The organism is Vreelandella nigrificans (assembly GCF_002374315.1).
Classification (GTDB): Bacteria; Pseudomonadota; Gammaproteobacteria; order Pseudomonadales; family Halomonadaceae; genus Vreelandella; species Vreelandella nigrificans.
In genome coordinates this window covers 106,092-121,862 of record NZ_NWUX01000005.1, presented here as the reverse complement: position 1 = coordinate 121,862, position 15,771 = coordinate 106,092, and the positions used below count along the sequence as shown (strand labels likewise).

The window sequence follows — 15,771 nt, the reverse complement described above, 5'->3', positions numbered from 1 at the left end:
AAAATAGATGCTAAATAAGGAGAAAGTAGGATGCCTCTTTACGACTATAAATGTGCTGCTCATGGCTTATTCCACGAACTGGTTCCCGTGCTTGAGTCAGGTGAGGCCTGTGCTTGCCCAACATGTGGAACGCTGTCACCACGAGTACTACTGGTCGCTCCACAATTATTAATGATGGATCCGACAAAGCGAGCTGCCTTGGCACGAAATGAGAAAGCTGCCCACGAGCCTAGGCATGGGAACCAGCATAGTGAGCATGAGAACGGCTGTTGTCATCGAGAACGTCATAAACCCCAGGTATTTTATACGGCGGAAGGTAATAAAATGTTTCCTTCGGCACGCCCATGGATGATTAGCCACTGATTGACATCGACCATGCCAGCGGTGTGAATATTGAGCATAAGGGAGATATTGAGCGTAAGGGGATATTGAGTGAGGAGGTTTTAGCAGTGCCCAAAATGAAAGGCGTAGTGAAAGGGCGGAGTGAAGTGAAAGGGCAGTGTGAAGCGCTGCCCGAAGAGCAGGGTGAGTTCAGCACTGTGGAAGAGTATCTGCACAGCATCACCCACGGTATTGGGGCTGTGCTCAGCTTGGTAGGAATGGTCGTGCTGCTGGTGGCGGCGAGCTTCACCGCCCGTGTCGACCCATGGAAAATAGTTAGCTTTAGCCTGTATGGCACCACACTAGTCCTGCTTTACACCGCTTCAACGCTTTACCACGGAATCCCTCATCAGCGTTGGAAACAGCGCTTTCAACTGCTTGATCACTGTGCGATTTATCTACTTATCGCAGGGACTTACACACCCTTTTTGCTAGTCAACATGCGCGGCCCAACGGGGTGGGTCTTATTTGCAGCCGTGTGGCTGCTGGCACTAGTTGGGATTGCCTGCAAGTTGCTATGGCCTAAGCGCTTTGCGGTCTTACGCGTGGCGATTTATTTGCTTATGGGCTGGATGATCGTGCTGGCGTCAGGAGAGGTGGCGGCCAGTTTATCAACGGCTGGTATCGTTCTACTGGCTGCGGGAGGAATAACCTACACGCTAGGGGTTATCTTCTACGCTGTGCGTGCGATTCCCTACAACCATGCTATTTGGCATCTATTCGTGGTTGCAGGGAGTGTCTGCCACTACTTTGCTGTCTACAGCGCCGTTCTACCCTACGCGGTGGTTACATAGTGCCCTGTGCCGCCGTTTGCTCTTTTTCCATGGCACGGGCGACCGCGGAACGCTGCATATGATGCTCGCGGTAGCTCGTAAGTGATTCGGGCAGGCGGTGCTTCATGCTGGCGGCCCACGTTAAGGTATGGGCAAGGAATAGATCTGCTAGAGTGAAGGAGTCGCCTACCAGGTTTTGCTTGCTATCGTGGCGCCGCTCAAGAGCTTGCAAGGCGCGCTGAAACTCCCAGGCAGCGGTGGGCAGCACCGCTGCCACGCGCTTATCCTGGGGGAGCGCAAATTTATGCTTAGCCTGAAGCCACAATGGTTGTTCAATCTCGGTGACGATAAAACTTACCCACTGGTCTACTTGAGCCCTTTCTGTGGCATTAGATGGCAGCAAGTTCCCATCGCCGTACTGTTCGGCAAGATAACGGCAGATAGGTGCTGACTCAAACAGCGTTAGCTCGCCATCTTCCAATACTGGCACTTTTCCATCTGGATGGCGCGTCAGGTGTTCGGCGGACTGGCCTTCGCCCTTATCCAGCGCCACATGCTGGCAGTTATACGCCAAGCCAAGTTCTTCAAGCGTCCAGGCTACTCGTACTGAGCGGGAGTTAGGAAAACTGTATAGCGTGATCATACCAATTCCTTGTAAGTATTAGTGCGCTGAAAGTTCCACTGTAGCGAGTGTTCTGGAGGCTGTCATGATCTACTGGCCACGGGCGTTACGGATACGCTCATAAGCATTACCAATCTCGCTAGTGCGCGCTTGGGCCACCTCTCGCATACTTTCCGGTAGCCCTTTGCCAGCCAGTTTGTCTGGGTGGTTTTGGCTCATCAAGCGGCGGTAGGCTTTTTTGATCTCGGCGTCGCTGGCATCTTCGTTCACCCCTAAGACGCGATAGGCATCTTTTAGCGCTTCTTCGCTTGAACCCTGAGAATTTGCGGCTGCACCGTGCAGCATAGCTTCAATCTGCTGAACTTCTGCTTCACTACAACCAACGCCGCGGGCAACACGCACAATCATTTCGTGTTCAGCGGGGTGAAGCACACCGTCAGCGGCGATGGCCGTTAGCTGAACCTGCAAAAAGACCTGACGCAAAATTGGTTGGCGTTGGGTCAGGCGGTTAACACTGGCCAATTCGGCATCGAGATTGAAGTCATCGGCGCGACCACGCTCAAAGGCAGCCCGTGCTTTGGTACGCTGCTCACCCTGGAGATGCATCTGGTCAAACAGCTTTTCGGCAATGTCCAGCTCGCCTTTGGTCACTTTGCCGTCGGCTTGGCACAGGCAGCCCATCACCGAAAAAATCGACTCTAGAAAGCCTTCTTGGATGCGCATTCGGGCGATATTCAAGCGGCGACGAATACCACGCCCAAGCCACCAGCCCAGGCCCGCCCCTATCAGCAGGCCCCAAGAGCCACCAACAGCTAGGCCAATCAGGGCGAACAAGATAATTAGAAATAGCATGACGTTCTCAATTATTGAAGAGTAATCAGGTCACGGTAGTCGGGTGCGAATGGCGTGTTCAATGCCTTCAGCATCCAGGCCGCAATCGCGCAACAGCTCAGCCGGGGTGCCATGCTCCACATAGCTATCAGGTAGGCCGAGATTGAGCACTTCAACCTGGACACCTTCAGCGTTCAATAGCTCGTTCACTGCGCTACCCGCTCCACCGGCAATCACATTCTCCTCCAAGGTCACGAGGAGTTCATGCTCGTCGGCGGCGAACAGAACGGCATCGCGATCCAGCGGTTTAATCGAGCGCATATTGATATGGGTGGCGTTGAGCTTTGCGGCGACCTCGGCGGCGGCGCTATTAACACTGCCAAACGCCAGCAGGGCGATGCGCACGCCGTCGTGTGCAGCGTGGCGGCGTACCTCGGCTTGACCAATGGCTAGGGGCTCAAGGTGCGCGGGAATTTCCACGCCAGGCCCGTTACCACGAGGGTAGCGCACGGCTGCAGGGCCGGGGTAGTGGTACGCGGCGCTCAGCATGGCACGGCACTCGGCCTCATCGGCGGGGGCTAAAATCACCATGCCGGGAACACAGCGTAAAAAGGAAAGATCCATACTGCCGTGGTGAGTCGGGCCGTCTTCTCCTACTAGCCCAGCCCGGTCAATGGCAAAGGTAACATCCAGATCCTGTACGGCTACATCGTGAATTAACTGGTCGTAGCCGCGCTGTAAAAAGGTGGAGTAGATCGCTACCACAGGTTTCATACCCTCGCAGGCCATGCCAGCAGCCAAGGTGACTGCATGCTGCTCGGCAATGGCTACATCAAAGTAGCGCTCAGGGTAGGTCTGTGAGAAGCGAATTAGATCCGAACCTTCGCGCATGGCCGGGGTAATGCCCAGTAGTCGCGAATCAGCGGCGGCCATATCGCACAGCCAGTCACCAAAGACGTTGCAGTACTTTTTCTTCGGCGCTTTTGGCTCAGCCGGTTTTTTTACCAGCGGTGCATCGTTGGTCGCGCTGGGTTTTTCCAGCTTGGTAATGGCATGGTAGCCAATTTGGTCCGCCTCAGCGGGCAGGAAGCCCTTACCCTTGACTGTTTTGATATGCAGAAATTGTGGGCCATCTGCATCGCGCAGATTGTTCAGCGTGCTGGTCAGTGCTTCCAAATCATGACCATCGATGGGGCCAACGTAGTTAAAGCCCATCTCTTCAAATAGCGTGGCGGGGCTCACCATGCCCTTCATGTGCTCTTCGGTACGTCTGGCAAGCTCAAGGGCTCCGGGCAGGTGGGAAAGTACCTTTTTGCTCTCTTCGCGAATTTTGAGGTAGGGCTTGCTGGAGAGTACGCGTGCCAGATAGGTAGCGATGCCGCCGACGTTTTCGGAGATCGACATTTCGTTGTCGTTTAGTACGACGAGCATGTTGGCGTTAACATGGCCGGCATGGGCCAGCGCCTCAAACGCCATGCCAGCAGTGAGCGCACCGTCACCAATAATTGCGCATACCCGACGAGGGTCGTTTTGCGCTTTGGCTGCCAGTGCCATGCCGAGCGCGGCGGAAATCGAGGTGCTGGAGTGGCCTACACCAAAGGTGTCGTACTCGGATTCTGCTCGGCGTGGGAAGGCCGCCAAGCCGCCGTGCTGGCGAATGCTGAGCATTGCTTCACGACGTCCAGTGAGAATCTTATGCGGGTAGGCTTGGTGGCCTACATCCCATACCAGCCGGTCTTTAGGGGTATGGAAAGCGTGGTGCAGTGCCACGCTAAGCTCAACCACACCCAGACCTGCACCGAAGTGGCCACCGGAAACTCCCACGCTATACAGTAAGTAAGCGCGTAGTTCGTCTGCCAGCTGGGCAAGCTGTTGAATATTCATTGCGCGCAGGGCGGCGGGGTGATCAAAGGAGTCGAGCAGCGGCGTCGCTGGGCGCTCGCGGGGTATCTCGTCGAACAGCTTCATAGGCATGTTTTCATGGGTACGTTTTCATGGACATCGTTTAGTGGTCGCGCTCGATCATATAGTGAGCAAGATCGGCCAGCGGTGCAGCTTGTTCACCAAGCGGGGCAAGTGCGGCAATGGCTTCATCAATAAGCGTATTGGCTTTGCGTTGCGCGCCTGCAAGCCCGAGCAGGCTTGGGTAAGTGGGCTTGGCGCGAGCGGCGTCGGCGCCGGATGTTTTACCCAGGGTAGCGGTATCCCCCGTCACGTCGAGTACATCATCGTGAATCTGGAAGGCTAGTCCAATGGCGCGGGCGTAGCGAATGAGCGCAGCTAAACGGGGGTCATGCTCATCAACAGCGGACAGCCCACCAAGGCGGACTGCGGCCACAATTAGTGCACCGGTTTTATGGCTGTGCATATGTGCCAGCGCGTCGACATCGGGATGACCGCCAACGGCGGCAAGATCCAATGCTTGGCCCGCAACCATGCCGTCCCGGCCAGCAGCGACGGCCAGGGTGGTTACCATGCTGCCAAGCCGGGGATGTGGATGGCGGGCCAGTACTTCAAAGGCCAGCGCTTGTAGTGCATCACCTGCCAGAATGGCAGTGGCCTCATCGAAGGCTTTGTGTACCGTAGGCTGGCCGCGCCGCAAGTCATCGTCATCCATGGCGGGTAAGTCGTCATGGATTAGTGAATAGGCGTGAATCAGCTCAATAGCCGCCGCCGGTGCGTCCAGAATTTCATCGTTAGCCCCCAGTGCTTGCCCAGCTAAATAGACAAGCAGTGGCCGCAGACGCTTGCCACCGACTAATAGGCCGTGGCGCATTGCTGCTTCCAGACGGGGCTCGACGGCTGGTCGCGTGTCGAATAGAGCTGCTAGCGTAGCATCTACCCTAGCGTTACTCATTTGGTGCAGTGTGGTTAGCCGTGACGCATTAGCGGTTACCATGGCGGCGTTTCCTCGCTGTCGTCCCCATTTTCCTGGGCATTATCTGGGGTGGTAGCAAAAGGGGCTACCTTCAGTCGGCCGTCGCGGTCTTCGCTTAAGGCGCGTACTTTAAGTTCTGCGGCATCTAGTCGCTGCTGGGCATCGCGGGTTAGCCGTACGCCTTGCTCAAAGGCGGTCAGCGCATCTTCCAATGAGAGATCGCCGGACTCAAGGCGTTCCACTAGGGTCTCTAACTGCGAGACCGTTGCGGCAAAATCTTGCTCTGGAGGTATATGTTCGCTCATTGGGAAATGCCTACTGTTTTTCGGGTGCCCCGATGTAGTGGAGGGCGACGAGTGGAGCTGCAGTCGTGCTACTAAAAACAAACGCACAGTATACACCGAGGCAAGGGGGTGGCGTCTGCTCTCATCCGGTAGCGTATTACTCGACTTGCGCAGCGTTCATCTTGAAAGCGTACACTTTTCATCATCTCAGGGCGTCGAGAGCAGCAGGTGCTGTGCTACTATATTGGCCTTCCGTGAACCGATACACGGCGCTTGCCGCCGACCATAGAGGTTGATTCAGCCATGGCCAAAACGTCCCTGGACAAGAGCAAGATCAAGATCCTGCTACTCGAGGGCGTCCACCAAAGCGCGGTGGACAATTTTCACAACGCAGGCTACGAGAACATCGAGCTTCTGCCGACCTCGTTAGATGAAGAAGCGCTGATCGAGAAGATCAGTGACGTTCACTTCATCGGCATTCGTTCCCGCACGCAGTTGACCGAGCGAGTGTTTGACGCGGCAGAGAAGCTGGTGGGCGTTGGCTGTTTCTGTATCGGTACCAACCAAGTCAACTTGGAAGCCGCACTGAAGCGCGGTATCGCCGTGTTTAATGCGCCTTACTCTAACACCCGCTCGGTCGCTGAGTTGGTGCTGGCAGAAGCGATTATGCTGCTGCGCGGTATCCCTGAGAAAAATGCTCGTGCCCACCAGGGTGGCTGGTTAAAGTCTGCGAAAAACTCCCACGAAGCGCGGGGCAAAACCCTGGGCATCGTTGGTTACGGTAGCATCGGTGCTCAGCTCTCTGTATTGGCCGAGTCGTTGGGGTTCAACGTCATCTATTACGATGTCATCACCAAGCTAGGTATGGGTAACGCAAACCAGGTGCCAAGCCTTGAGCAGTTGCTTGAGCGCTCGGATGTGGTCAGCCTGCATGTGCCGGATCTGCCCTCAACCCGCTGGATGATGGGCGCTAAAGAGATCGCTGCCATGAAAGATGGCGCCATCTTGATTAACGCAGCCCGGGGTAGTGTAGTGGAAATTGAGCCGTTGGCGGATGCTATTAAGGCAGGCAAGCTTAACGGTGCCGCCATTGATGTATTCCCGGTGGAGCCGAAAGGTAACGACGAAGAGTTCCAAAGCCCGCTGCGTGGCTTGGAAAACGTGATCCTGACTCCGCATATCGGTGGTTCTACTCTGGAAGCCCAGGAGAATATCGGTATTGAAGTCGCCGAAAAGCTGATTACTTATTCCGATAACGGCACCACGGTAACGTCGGTCAACTTCCCCGAAGTGGCGCTGCCTGCCCACCCGGACAAGCACCGCCTGCTGCACATTCACGACAACGTACCTGGCGTGCTTTCCCAGATCAACCGTGTGCTATCTGAAAACGGTATCAACATCTCGGGGCAGTACCTGCAAACCAACGATAAAGTGGGCTATGTCGTCATTGACGTGGACAAGGCTTACGGCCCCCAGGCGTTGGAAGCATTAAGGCAAGTCGAGCATACGCTGAAAATCCGTGCGCTTTACTCGGCGCATAATAGCTAGGTAGTGCTTGTGATAGACGAGAAACGGCCCCGACGGGGCCGTTTCTCGTTGTGGACTTGCTGGCTTACGCCAAATCAAAGAGCAACACTTCGGCAGCTTCAACACCCGCCACGCTGAACGCTTCATCTGGCGTAAACGCCGCCGCATCCCCGGCGTTTAGCGTTTCACCATTAACCTCCACCGTGCCCTTCACCACGTGTAGCCATGCATAGCGGGTAGCTGGTGTAGTAGCGTGCTCGCCAGCATCAAACAAGCCTGTGTAAAGATTGACGTCCTGGTTGACACTTACCGACCCGTCACGCCCTTCCTGAGATACCACTAAGCGCCACTGGCCCTGGCGTTCAGCAGCAGGGAAGGCCTTCTGCTCATAACTAGGTGTGATACCGCGCTGGGCGGGCTCAATCCAAATCTGCAGGAAATGCAGGCCGTTCTCTTTGGAGTGGTTGAACTCACTGTGCAGTACGCCGGTGCCCGCTGACATACGTTGCACATCGCCGGGGCGCATGACCTCGCCGTTGCCCATGTTGTCCTTATGCTCCATTTCGCCCTCCAGTACGTAGGAGATAATCTCCATATCCCGGTGGGGGTGGGCGCCAAAGCCGTGGCCTGGGCCTACGCGATCTTCATTGATCACCCGCAGCGCACGGAACCCCATGTGGCTGGGATCCATATAATTGGCGAAAGAGAATGTATGGAAAGAGCGCAGCCAGCCGTGGTCGGCGTAGCCCCGCTCGTTAGAACGACGAATCTTCATGAGGTCTCCCAAAGGTCAGTAACGCAAAAGTAATGCCGTTACTATAAGGCCAGCTCAGAAGGGCGTGGGGTGAAGGTTTCTATACGGTAACATCGAATAAATCGACGATTGGGCATCGCGCTGATGTTTTGCTGAACTTTTTACCCGCTTTTCGTTAAAATATGCGCCTCTTGTAACCCGGTCCGCCCTTTGCGAGGGCGACTACCAGGAGTTTTACCATGACGTCACCTGCCCCAACGCCGCCCATTGTGGTGGCGGCGCTGTATAAATTTGTCACCTTGAACGACTTTGAAGCGTTGCGCGAGCCGCTGCGCCAAACCATGGTCGATAGTGGTGTGAAAGGCACCTTACTACTGGCCAAAGAGGGTATTAATGGTACCGTCGCTGGCACCCGCGAGGGTATTGATGCCCTGCTGGCCTGGCTGACTGCCGACCCACGCTTGAGTGATATCGACCATAAAGAGTCATTCTGCGACGAGCCGCCGTTCTACCGCACCAAAGTTAAACTGAAAAAAGAGATCGTCACCTTAGGGGTGCCGAATATCGATCCCAACGACACCGTGGGTACTTACGTTGAGCCAGAAAACTGGAACGATATCATCGCCGACCCTGAAGTGCTGGTGATTGATACCCGCAACGATTACGAAGTGGCGATTGGCAGCTTTGAAGGGGCTGTTGATCCTAAAACCACCACTTTCCGCGAGTTTCCTGAGTACGTACGTGAGCACTACAACCCTGAACAGCACAAGAAAGTCGCAATGTTCTGCACCGGTGGTATTCGCTGCGAAAAAGCCTCCAGCTTTATGCTTAAAGAGGGGTTTGAAGAGGTCTACCACCTTAAAGGTGGTGTGCTGAACTACCTTGAAAAAGTTCCGGAAGAGCAATCCCTTTGGCGTGGTGAGTGCTTTGTATTTGATAACCGCGTTACTGTGCGTCACGACCTTAGCGAAGGGGAGCATGAGCAGTGCCACGCTTGCCGGATGCCCATTTCCATTGAGGATATGCAGTCATCGGCCTATGAGCCAGGCATTAGCTGCCCCCACTGTATCGACTCCCTGCCCGAGAAAACCCGCGCTGCTGCCCGTGAGCGTCAGCGTCAAATCGAGCTGGCTAAGGCACGTGGTGAGCCGCATCCGCTGGGTTACAACCATCGTAAGGGTGGCCGTAAGGAAGATCTCATTAACATTCCCGAAAAAGCGTAAACAGCCACTGGCCTCTTGCAAAGCAAGAGGCCACTTTGGTCGTATCTAAGCACTACTTACCTCGTAAAGCGCTAGACTCACGTGCATCTATGCCGTCTAGGAGCTTTCCATGTCTACCTTTCAAGATACACCGCTGGCGCCTTCTAATGTGTTGCATCGCGTTGATGCTAAAGGCATCACCACCCTCACCCTAAACCAGCCTGAACGTTTTAATGCGCTGTCTGAAGTGATGCTCTCGGCACTACAAGCTGCCCTGAACGACATTGCCGAGGATGAGCAAGTGCGCTGTGTGGTGCTGGCCGCGAATGGGAAAGCGTTTTGTGCTGGTCACGATTTAAAACAGATGCGCGCCAACCCCGATAAAGCCTACTACCAAGCACTGTTTGCCCGCTGTGGCGCGGTGATGCAGTCAATTGTGCATTTGCCCGTGCCAGTGATTGCCAAAGTTCAGGGTATTGCTACAGCGGCGGGTTGCCAGTTAGTCGCCAGTTGTGATTTGGCGGTGGCTGCTAGCAGTGCGCGCTTTGCGGTGTCAGGTATTAACGTGGGACTGTTTTGTTCAACGCCAGCGGTGGCGTTATCGCGCAATGTGGCCCGCAAGCGGGCTATGGAAATGCTATTAACCGGTGAGTTTATCAGCGCTGCCCAGGCTGCCGAGTGGGGGCTAATCAACCGTGTTGCCGACGATGACGCGCTGGATGACGCCGTTGAAGCCTTGGCCGAGAGTATCTGCGCTAAAAGTGCAGTAGCGGTGCGCACCGGTAAAGCAATGTTCTCCCGCCAACTAACCATGCCCTTGGATGAGGCCTATGCCTTTGCCGGGGAGACCATGGCCTGCAACATGCAGGCAGAAGACGTTGCAGAAGGCATCGATGCATTTATTGCCAAGCGTAAACCTCAATGGAGCCACCGTTAGTAAGGCGCCTATCTACATTGATGGAATTTGTTTCCGTAAACGCGACAACGTCTATAAGGCACGCTATCCTCACCCCCTTTACGCCTGAGAGGCGCCTTCAGGGGAGAATAAGGTGAGTGAAGCCAAGCGCAGATCTGTTGGACGTCCGGCAGGAGCCACCAAAGCAAGCGGTGGACACAGCCAATCGTTGGTGCGTGGCCTCACGCTGCTTGAGTATTTATCCGCTAGCCCGCTTGGGCTAGCCCTTTCAGAGTTGGCAGAAATGGCCGACCTTGCGCCTTCCACCACCCACCGCTTACTGCAAGCACTGCAAAGCCAGGGGTTCGTGACCCAGGAGAGCGAGCAGGGGCTATGGCGTATTGATGTGAAAATGTTTCGCATTGGTAACAGCTTTTTGGAAGCCCGCGACGTCGTCGCTAAAAGCCGCCCATTTTTACGCCGCTTAACCGCAGAAACCGGTGAAACTGCCAATTTGGGAATACGTGATGGCGCAACGGCAGTGTTTCTTGCCCAGCATGAGTCGCCGCAGATGATGCGTATGATCACGCGTTTAGGCTCTCGCGCCCCGCTCCATGCATCGGGCGTGGGTAAGGCGCTGCTGGCGTGGATGGATGATGAGGAGCGCACCGAGCTGCTTAAAGGCTATGCGCTTGGACGGGTCACTGACAATACGCTGCATCAAACTGAGGCACTGCTAGCGGAAATGGCTGCCATCCGTGCTCAAGGATTTGCCTGCGACCGTGAAGAGCACGCAGTGGGACTGCACTGTGTAGCTGCTTGCATTCATGATGAACATGGCACGCCTTTGGCAGCCATTTCAGTGTCTGGCCCAATGGCGCGCATCCCCGAAGAGCGCTTGCTAGTGCTGGGTGCACTAGTGCGCAGGATTGCCGATGAAATCACCCTACAGTTAGGCGGCCATGTACCTCGCAGCTAAGGTTTAGTACCCCATGTTTAGCTTGTTTTGGGTAGCGTTGGCCAGTGCCACACTGCTACCCGGTGGTTCTGAGGTGTGGTTGGCGCGGTTGTGGTGCTTGGGTGAGCCAGCGTTAGGCCTGTGGCTAGTTGCTACTACGGGCAACACCCTCGGCAGTATGATTAACGTGGCGATGGGGCGTTATGCCCGAAAGTTTCAAGATCGCCGCTGGTTCCCTGCTTCTCCTACCAGCCTAGCGCGAGCTGAGCGCTGGTATCACCGCTTCGGCGAGTACAGTTTATTGATCTCGTGGGCGCCTATTATTGGCGACCCATTGACAGTGCTTGCGGGTGTTTTCAAACTGCCTTGGTGGCGAGCCCTACTGTGGATCGTGGTTGCCAAAGGCGCACGTTATGCCTTAGTACTCGCCCTGGCCCACCAGTGGCTGGCACCGCTGTGTAGCTGATATCTGGCCGTTATTGTTAGCCGATAAGGCATGTCCTGGATTATCCCATGCTACTCTAAGCTATCGTTATACAAGGTTTGCATCCACCCAAGGTGCACTATGCTATGTGTTCAACAAGACAGTCGGTTGATTGTTAAGTTTACTCACCTAAGGGAGGTTAAGGTGTGACGCCACTACGTTTATTACCCTGGCTAAGCGTCTGGATGTTAGCGCTGTTTGCTCTTATTACAACGCCTGCTTTGGCGCAAACAACGCTAACGGCAGAAAATGAAAATAACACCCAAGCTACGGAGGAGGTTCCCTCTTACGCGGCGCTAGCAGACCTGTTAGAAGATGAGCAGGGGCGCCAAGAGCTAATAGAGCTACTGCGTAGCCAAGCCACAGCGCTACCTGCTGGGCTGGCAAATGAGTTATCACCGGAAGCGGCAGCCCAGGGTAGCGATATAGCGCCTGAACATGTTTCGTTGCCTCGCCAGCTAGCAGAACTGACCAGTCGAGTGGTGAGTGACGTTGGCGTGCAGTTAGAGCAGGCGTTTGCGCTACTGGGTGGCTTGCTGAGCGGCCAAGGGGCTGGCACCTTTGATGTATCTGCGTTTGTTAGCGCAGCTATTAACCTCGGTATCGTTATTGTCGCAACCTTTGCGATGTTCATGGTATTCCGCCGGCTTGCCAAGCCTCTTTTTACTAAAGTCAGCGGCTGGTCTCAGTATGGCAATGGGCTAACTCCGGTACTTCGGCTGGTGCTGTGTGTTGCTCTTGCAGCGGTCATTGATGTGCTGCTAGTCGCCCTTGCTTATGTCGGTGGTAACTTGCTGGCAACCTTTGCCGTTGGCGAAACGGGTGAGTTGTCTACTCGTGCCTCGCTGTTTTTAAACGCTTTCCTAATTATTGAATTACTCAAGGCCGCCATGCGAATGCTGTTTTCTTCGCGTTATGAGGGGCTGCGCCTACTGCCTATTTCAGCCAAAGAAGCCTCCTACTGGAACCGCTGGATAGCACGCCTAATCGGCATGGTAGGTTACGGCCTAATGGTCGTGGTGCCGTTGGTCAACTACTACCTGGCATTTGCCCTTGGTCAGTTGCTAGGCACTGTGATTATGGTGCTTGCGTTCGCTTATGCAGTGGGTGTCGTGCTTAAAAACCGCGCTCGTCTGCGGGATAACCTTAATGAGATAGGGGCTCGCTCAACGCTAACTGCCACCCGTGTCTCGCTACAGCTGTTTGCACGTACCTGGCACCTATTTGCGTTACTCTATTTTCTGGTGGTATTCGTACTTATTTTGCTTCGTCCAGGAGATGCGCTGCCATTTGTCCTGTTCGCGACCTTGAAAACTCTGGCTGCCGTAGTCGTTGGTATATTGCTTTCGGCGTTATTAAGCCAGACTATCGGGCGTCGTATTCAACTTTCTGACGACTTGTGCCGTAAGTTACCGCTACTTGAGGCACGGTTAAACAGTTATGTTCCTAATGCTCTGCGAGTGCTACGCACGATTATCTTAGTAGCGGTAATTATGGTGGTGCTGGATGCCTGGGGAGCCTTTAACCTGAAGGCTTGGTACGCGTCGGAAAGGGGAGCCAATTTGGTTGGCAACCTGCTCAGCGTTGCGATTATCTTGATTGTTGCTCTGGGGGTATGGCTTGGGCTTGCTAGTTTGATTGAGCATAAGCTTAACCCAGAAACGGGCCATGGTGAGCCATCCCCGCGAGCTAAAACGCTGCTGAGCCTGTTTCGTAATGCGCTTGCCATCGCGATGGTGACCATCACAGGTATGATCGTACTGTCTGAAATCGGCATCAATATTGGGCCGTTAATTGCTGGTGCCGGTGTCCTGGGTCTAGCGATTGGCTTTGGTGCCCAGAAGTTGGTGCAAGATGTCATAACAGGCGTCTTTATTCAGGTTGAAAACGCCATGAATACTGGCGATGTGGTGACACTTGGAGGGATCACTGGTACGGCAGAACGGCTTAGTATTCGCTCAGTAGGTATTCGTGACGTCAATGGCACGTACCATATTGTGCCGTTCTCCAGCGTTGATACTGTCTCCAACTATATGCGTGACTTTGGCTACCACGTTGGCGAGTATGGCATTGCCTACCGTGAAAGCATCGATGATGCCATCGTTCAATTGCGTAATGCGTTTGATGAGTTGGCCGCTAGTGAAGACCATAAAATGAGCATCCTGGCGCCTCTTGAAGTGGCGGGTGTCACTAGCCTTGGAGATAGCGCAGTAAATATCCGCGTGCGGATCAAAACCACCCCCGGCATGCAGTGGGCGATCGGACGTGCCTACAACCGCTTAGTGAAAATCCACTTTGATAATGTTGGTATTGAGATTCCGTTCCCGCATACCACGCTCTACTTTGGCGTGGGTAAAGAGGGTGAAGCACCGCCTGCCAACCTACGTATCATGCAGCAAAGCTTTGATATTGATGGTCGCCCCGGTGGGCAGCCGCGCTCAGGTGATGCGAGTCGTGCGGGGGAAGATGACCCGCGCTCCAAGTCAAACCCAGAGTTCAAAGGGGACTTCGACGAGGATTAGGCCTCTCCTATCTATTTCTCCTCTCTATTTCTCCTCGCTATTTAGCCCCGAGCAGAATAGAGAGAGCAGTGGAGTAGTTGTATAAAGCAGGGCCGCCTTAGGGCGGCCCTGCTGCGTTGCGAGACAGAAGTTACACAAAGTTTTTAGACACAAGGTCTTTATATACAAAGTTTTTATATACAAAGTCTTACGTAGAGTAGTTCTCAGAATGACGCCCCTCGATATTGATCGATTCGCCACCATCTACAAACAGTATTTGTCCCGCTACAAAATCGTTATCCAATAGATAGTATAATGCTTGTATAAGATGTTCGGGGTTCCCTTGATGCTTAAGTAAAGTGCCCTCGATACGCCACTGAATGTAGTCGCTCGTACGCTGAGAAGCCGGTAGTACCACGCCGGGGGCGATACCGTTAATGCGTAGGCGCGGTGCAAACTCCAGCGCCGCCATTCGGGTCATATCGGCAAGGCTTTTTTTAGATAATAAGTATGCTGCATAAGGGTACTGATGGTAGGCCACTTTATTGTCAATGATGTTGATGACCTGACCGTGGTCCACAATATTGGCGAAGTAGCGTGTTAGCAGCAGAGGGGTAAACATATTGACCCTAAACTGGCTTTCCAACAACGCCATATTGGTGGCTGCAATGGGGGCTGGCTCGTAGGCCGATGCACTATTAAGCAGCACGTTAAGGCCTGGAAAATGCTGTTTGGCGCAGCCAACCAACTCTTCCAGTGAGTCCTCTAAAAAGTTGCAGGGCAGTATTCCGCACGCTTGTCCTTTTTGGCGAATTACCTGAGCGACCTCTTCGGCTTCACCTCGTGAGCTATTGACATGCAAAGCAATATCGTAGCCTTTTTCTGCCAGGGCTTCGGCAAAACAACGACCTAAGCGGGTTGCCCCACCGGTTACTAATGCAGCAGGTGTAAGCATAGTAGTTCCCTTGTGGTTGATAAGCATCAACATCCGTTTTGACTCTCTGCGTGTACCCAGCGTTTGTCAACCAGCTGTACAGGGGTTGAACAATTTTTTTGCCGAGCTATTCTAGAGAATTAACTTTAGCGAGCTTTTCCCGATTGTTACTGCAAATGGCGTTGCGATTTTTCTCCCTTACCTTCGCGACTGCCGTTATGAATCATGCCTCTTAGGTTGGGTGCCGTTATGCCAGCAATGTCGTCACACGCAATCGCTTGTTCGGACCATGAATGCTTGATTTCTTTAGGTAGCAATATTGAGCCTGAGCAGCACTACGTAAAAGCGCTAGCCATTCTGGAGCGGGAGTGCGAGTTGATAGCAAACTCCAAGGTGATTCATACCTCGCCAGTGGGCTATCAGCTTCAACCCGACTTTCTCAATGCTGCGCTGCTGGTGCGTACCTCCTTCAGTTACGCTGACTTTCGCGCCTACCTGAAAGCAGTTGAAGACCGCCTTGGTCGCATACGTGGGCCAATTAAGTCTGGCCCAAGAACCATGGACCTAGACATCGTGGCGTGGGATGGAGAGGTGGTAGATGAAGCCTACTACCAATATGACTATGTACGTGGGCCTGCTGACGAAGTGCTGGCGAGCAGTGGTAGAACGCTGAAACCGAAAAAAAACTCATGATGTTCGCTTTTGGGCCGATAATAGCGCTATAGCTGCCAGAATTGAGGTGGGCTA

The 15,771-nt window shown here is 54.1% G+C and carries 16 protein-coding genes; 9 read left to right on the top strand and 7 right to left on the bottom strand.

Annotated elements, in window-relative coordinates:
- Positions 1–30 precede the first annotated feature (30 nt).
- On the top strand, positions 31–363 hold the full coding sequence (locus tag CPA45_RS08470; RefSeq protein ID WP_096651123.1) for a zinc ribbon domain-containing protein: 333 nt from the start codon (positions 31–33) through the stop codon (positions 361–363).
- A 95-nt stretch (positions 364–458) separates the two neighbouring features.
- Complete coding sequence (gene trhA, locus CPA45_RS08465) at positions 459–1,175, top strand: PAQR family membrane homeostasis protein TrhA (RefSeq protein WP_244287560.1); 717 nt, start codon at positions 459–461, stop codon at positions 1,173–1,175.
- Here trhA and CPA45_RS08460 read toward each other — a convergent pair.
- From CPA45_RS08460 to CPA45_RS08440, 5 genes are all read right to left on the bottom strand, one after another.
- Positions 1,168–1,797 carry a glutathione S-transferase family protein gene (locus tag CPA45_RS08460; protein WP_096651122.1) on the bottom strand — a complete coding sequence of 210 codons (630 nt, stop codon included), beginning with the start codon at positions 1,795–1,797 and terminating at the stop codon, positions 1,168–1,170. The two genes, trhA and CPA45_RS08460, sit on opposite strands and share 8 nt — an antisense overlap.
- Before the next feature lie 69 nt (positions 1,798–1,866).
- Positions 1,867–2,628 carry a co-chaperone DjlA gene (gene djlA, locus CPA45_RS08455; RefSeq protein WP_096651121.1) on the bottom strand — a complete coding sequence of 254 codons (762 nt, stop codon included), beginning with the start codon at positions 2,626–2,628 and terminating at the stop codon, positions 1,867–1,869.
- Positions 2,629–2,658: 30 nt separating this feature from the next.
- Positions 2,659–4,581, bottom strand: a complete 1,923-nt coding sequence (gene dxs, locus CPA45_RS08450) for a 1-deoxy-D-xylulose-5-phosphate synthase (protein WP_096651120.1) — start codon at positions 4,579–4,581, stop codon at positions 2,659–2,661.
- Between the two features lie 31 nt (positions 4,582–4,612).
- A complete protein-coding gene (gene ispA, locus CPA45_RS08445) occupies positions 4,613–5,506 on the bottom strand; it encodes a (2E,6E)-farnesyl diphosphate synthase (RefSeq protein ID WP_096651119.1) in 894 nt (297 codons plus the stop codon).
- Entirely contained in the window at positions 5,500–5,790 is a 291-nt protein-coding gene (locus tag CPA45_RS08440) for an exodeoxyribonuclease VII small subunit (protein ID WP_096651118.1), read from the bottom strand. Before CPA45_RS08440 ends, ispA begins: the two co-directional genes overlap by 7 nt.
- Before the next feature lie 282 nt (positions 5,791–6,072).
- Between CPA45_RS08440 and serA the strand changes: the two genes are divergently transcribed.
- The gene (gene serA, locus CPA45_RS08435; protein WP_096651117.1) at positions 6,073–7,317 is read left to right on the top strand and encodes a phosphoglycerate dehydrogenase; all 1,245 of its coding nucleotides are present in this window, start codon (positions 6,073–6,075) and stop codon (positions 7,315–7,317) included.
- Positions 7,318–7,381: 64 nt separating this feature from the next.
- Here serA and CPA45_RS08430 read toward each other — a convergent pair whose 3' ends face one another.
- Positions 7,382–8,071, bottom strand: coding sequence for a pirin family protein (locus CPA45_RS08430; protein ID WP_096651116.1), 690 nt, complete (start codon positions 8,069–8,071; stop codon positions 7,382–7,384).
- 218 nt (positions 8,072–8,289) lie between these two features.
- Here CPA45_RS08430 and trhO point away from each other — a divergent pair, with 218 nt between their 5' ends.
- From trhO to ybiO, 5 genes are all read left to right on the top strand, one after another.
- A complete protein-coding gene (gene trhO / locus CPA45_RS08425; protein ID WP_096651115.1) occupies positions 8,290–9,273 on the top strand; it encodes an oxygen-dependent tRNA uridine(34) hydroxylase TrhO in 984 nt (327 codons plus the stop codon).
- A 109-nt stretch (positions 9,274–9,382) separates the two neighbouring features.
- Positions 9,383–10,189: an enoyl-CoA hydratase gene (locus CPA45_RS08420; protein WP_096651114.1), complete on the top strand. Its 807-nt coding sequence runs from the start codon at positions 9,383–9,385 to the stop codon at positions 10,187–10,189.
- Positions 10,190–10,301: 112 nt separating this feature from the next.
- Entirely contained in the window at positions 10,302–11,126 is an 825-nt protein-coding gene (locus CPA45_RS08415) for an IclR family transcriptional regulator (protein WP_096651113.1), read from the top strand.
- A gap of 13 nt (positions 11,127–11,139) precedes the next feature.
- Positions 11,140–11,571 (top strand): YqaA family protein, encoded by a 432-nt coding sequence (locus CPA45_RS08410; RefSeq protein WP_096651112.1) that lies wholly within the window; start codon positions 11,140–11,142, stop codon positions 11,569–11,571.
- Positions 11,572–11,735: 164 nt separating this feature from the next.
- The gene (ybiO, locus tag CPA45_RS08405) at positions 11,736–14,111 is read left to right on the top strand and encodes a mechanosensitive channel protein (RefSeq protein ID WP_096651111.1); all 2,376 of its coding nucleotides are present in this window, start codon (positions 11,736–11,738) and stop codon (positions 14,109–14,111) included.
- A 187-nt stretch (positions 14,112–14,298) separates the two neighbouring features.
- Here the strand turns inward: ybiO and CPA45_RS08400 are convergent, their stop codons facing one another.
- Positions 14,299–15,045, bottom strand: a complete 747-nt coding sequence (locus CPA45_RS08400) for an SDR family oxidoreductase (RefSeq protein ID WP_096651205.1) — start codon at positions 15,043–15,045, stop codon at positions 14,299–14,301.
- Positions 15,046–15,282: 237 nt separating this feature from the next.
- On the opposite strand from CPA45_RS08400, the gene folK reads away from it, so the two are divergent.
- On the top strand, positions 15,283–15,717 hold the full coding sequence (gene folK / locus CPA45_RS08395; protein WP_340640136.1) for a 2-amino-4-hydroxy-6-hydroxymethyldihydropteridine diphosphokinase: 435 nt from the start codon (positions 15,283–15,285) through the stop codon (positions 15,715–15,717).
- The last annotated feature ends 54 nt before the right edge of the window (positions 15,718–15,771 follow it).

What these genes read in the sequence shown, in the direction of transcription:
- ispA (WP_096651119.1), bottom strand. Translation starts at nt 5,506, where the DNA reads ATGGTAACCGCTAATGCGTCACGGCTAACCACACTGCACCAAATGAGT.
- CPA45_RS08470 (WP_096651123.1), top strand. Translation starts at nt 31, where the DNA reads ATGCCTCTTTACGACTATAAATGTGCTGCTCATGGCTTATTCCACGAA.
- CPA45_RS08440 (WP_096651118.1), bottom strand. Translation starts at nt 5,790, where the DNA reads ATGAGCGAACATATACCTCCAGAGCAAGATTTTGCCGCAACGGTCTCG.
- dxs (WP_096651120.1), bottom strand. Translation starts at nt 4,581, where the DNA reads ATGCCTATGAAGCTGTTCGACGAGATACCCCGCGAGCGCCCAGCGACG.
- djlA (WP_096651121.1), bottom strand. Translation starts at nt 2,628, where the DNA reads ATGCTATTTCTAATTATCTTGTTCGCCCTGATTGGCCTAGCTGTTGGT.
- CPA45_RS08460 (WP_096651122.1), bottom strand. Translation starts at nt 1,797, where the DNA reads ATGATCACGCTATACAGTTTTCCTAACTCCCGCTCAGTACGAGTAGCC.
- CPA45_RS08410 (WP_096651112.1), top strand. Translation starts at nt 11,140, where the DNA reads ATGTTTAGCTTGTTTTGGGTAGCGTTGGCCAGTGCCACACTGCTACCC.
- serA (WP_096651117.1), top strand. Translation starts at nt 6,073, where the DNA reads ATGGCCAAAACGTCCCTGGACAAGAGCAAGATCAAGATCCTGCTACTC.
- CPA45_RS08400 (WP_096651205.1), bottom strand. Translation starts at nt 15,045, where the DNA reads ATGCTTACACCTGCTGCATTAGTAACCGGTGGGGCAACCCGCTTAGGT.
- folK (WP_340640136.1), top strand. Translation starts at nt 15,283, where the DNA reads ATGTCGTCACACGCAATCGCTTGTTCGGACCATGAATGCTTGATTTCT.
- CPA45_RS08420 (WP_096651114.1), top strand. Translation starts at nt 9,383, where the DNA reads ATGTCTACCTTTCAAGATACACCGCTGGCGCCTTCTAATGTGTTGCAT.
- trhA (WP_244287560.1), top strand. Translation starts at nt 459, where the DNA reads ATGAAAGGCGTAGTGAAAGGGCGGAGTGAAGTGAAAGGGCAGTGTGAA.
- CPA45_RS08430 (WP_096651116.1), bottom strand. Translation starts at nt 8,071, where the DNA reads ATGAAGATTCGTCGTTCTAACGAGCGGGGCTACGCCGACCACGGCTGG.
- trhO (WP_096651115.1), top strand. Translation starts at nt 8,290, where the DNA reads ATGACGTCACCTGCCCCAACGCCGCCCATTGTGGTGGCGGCGCTGTAT.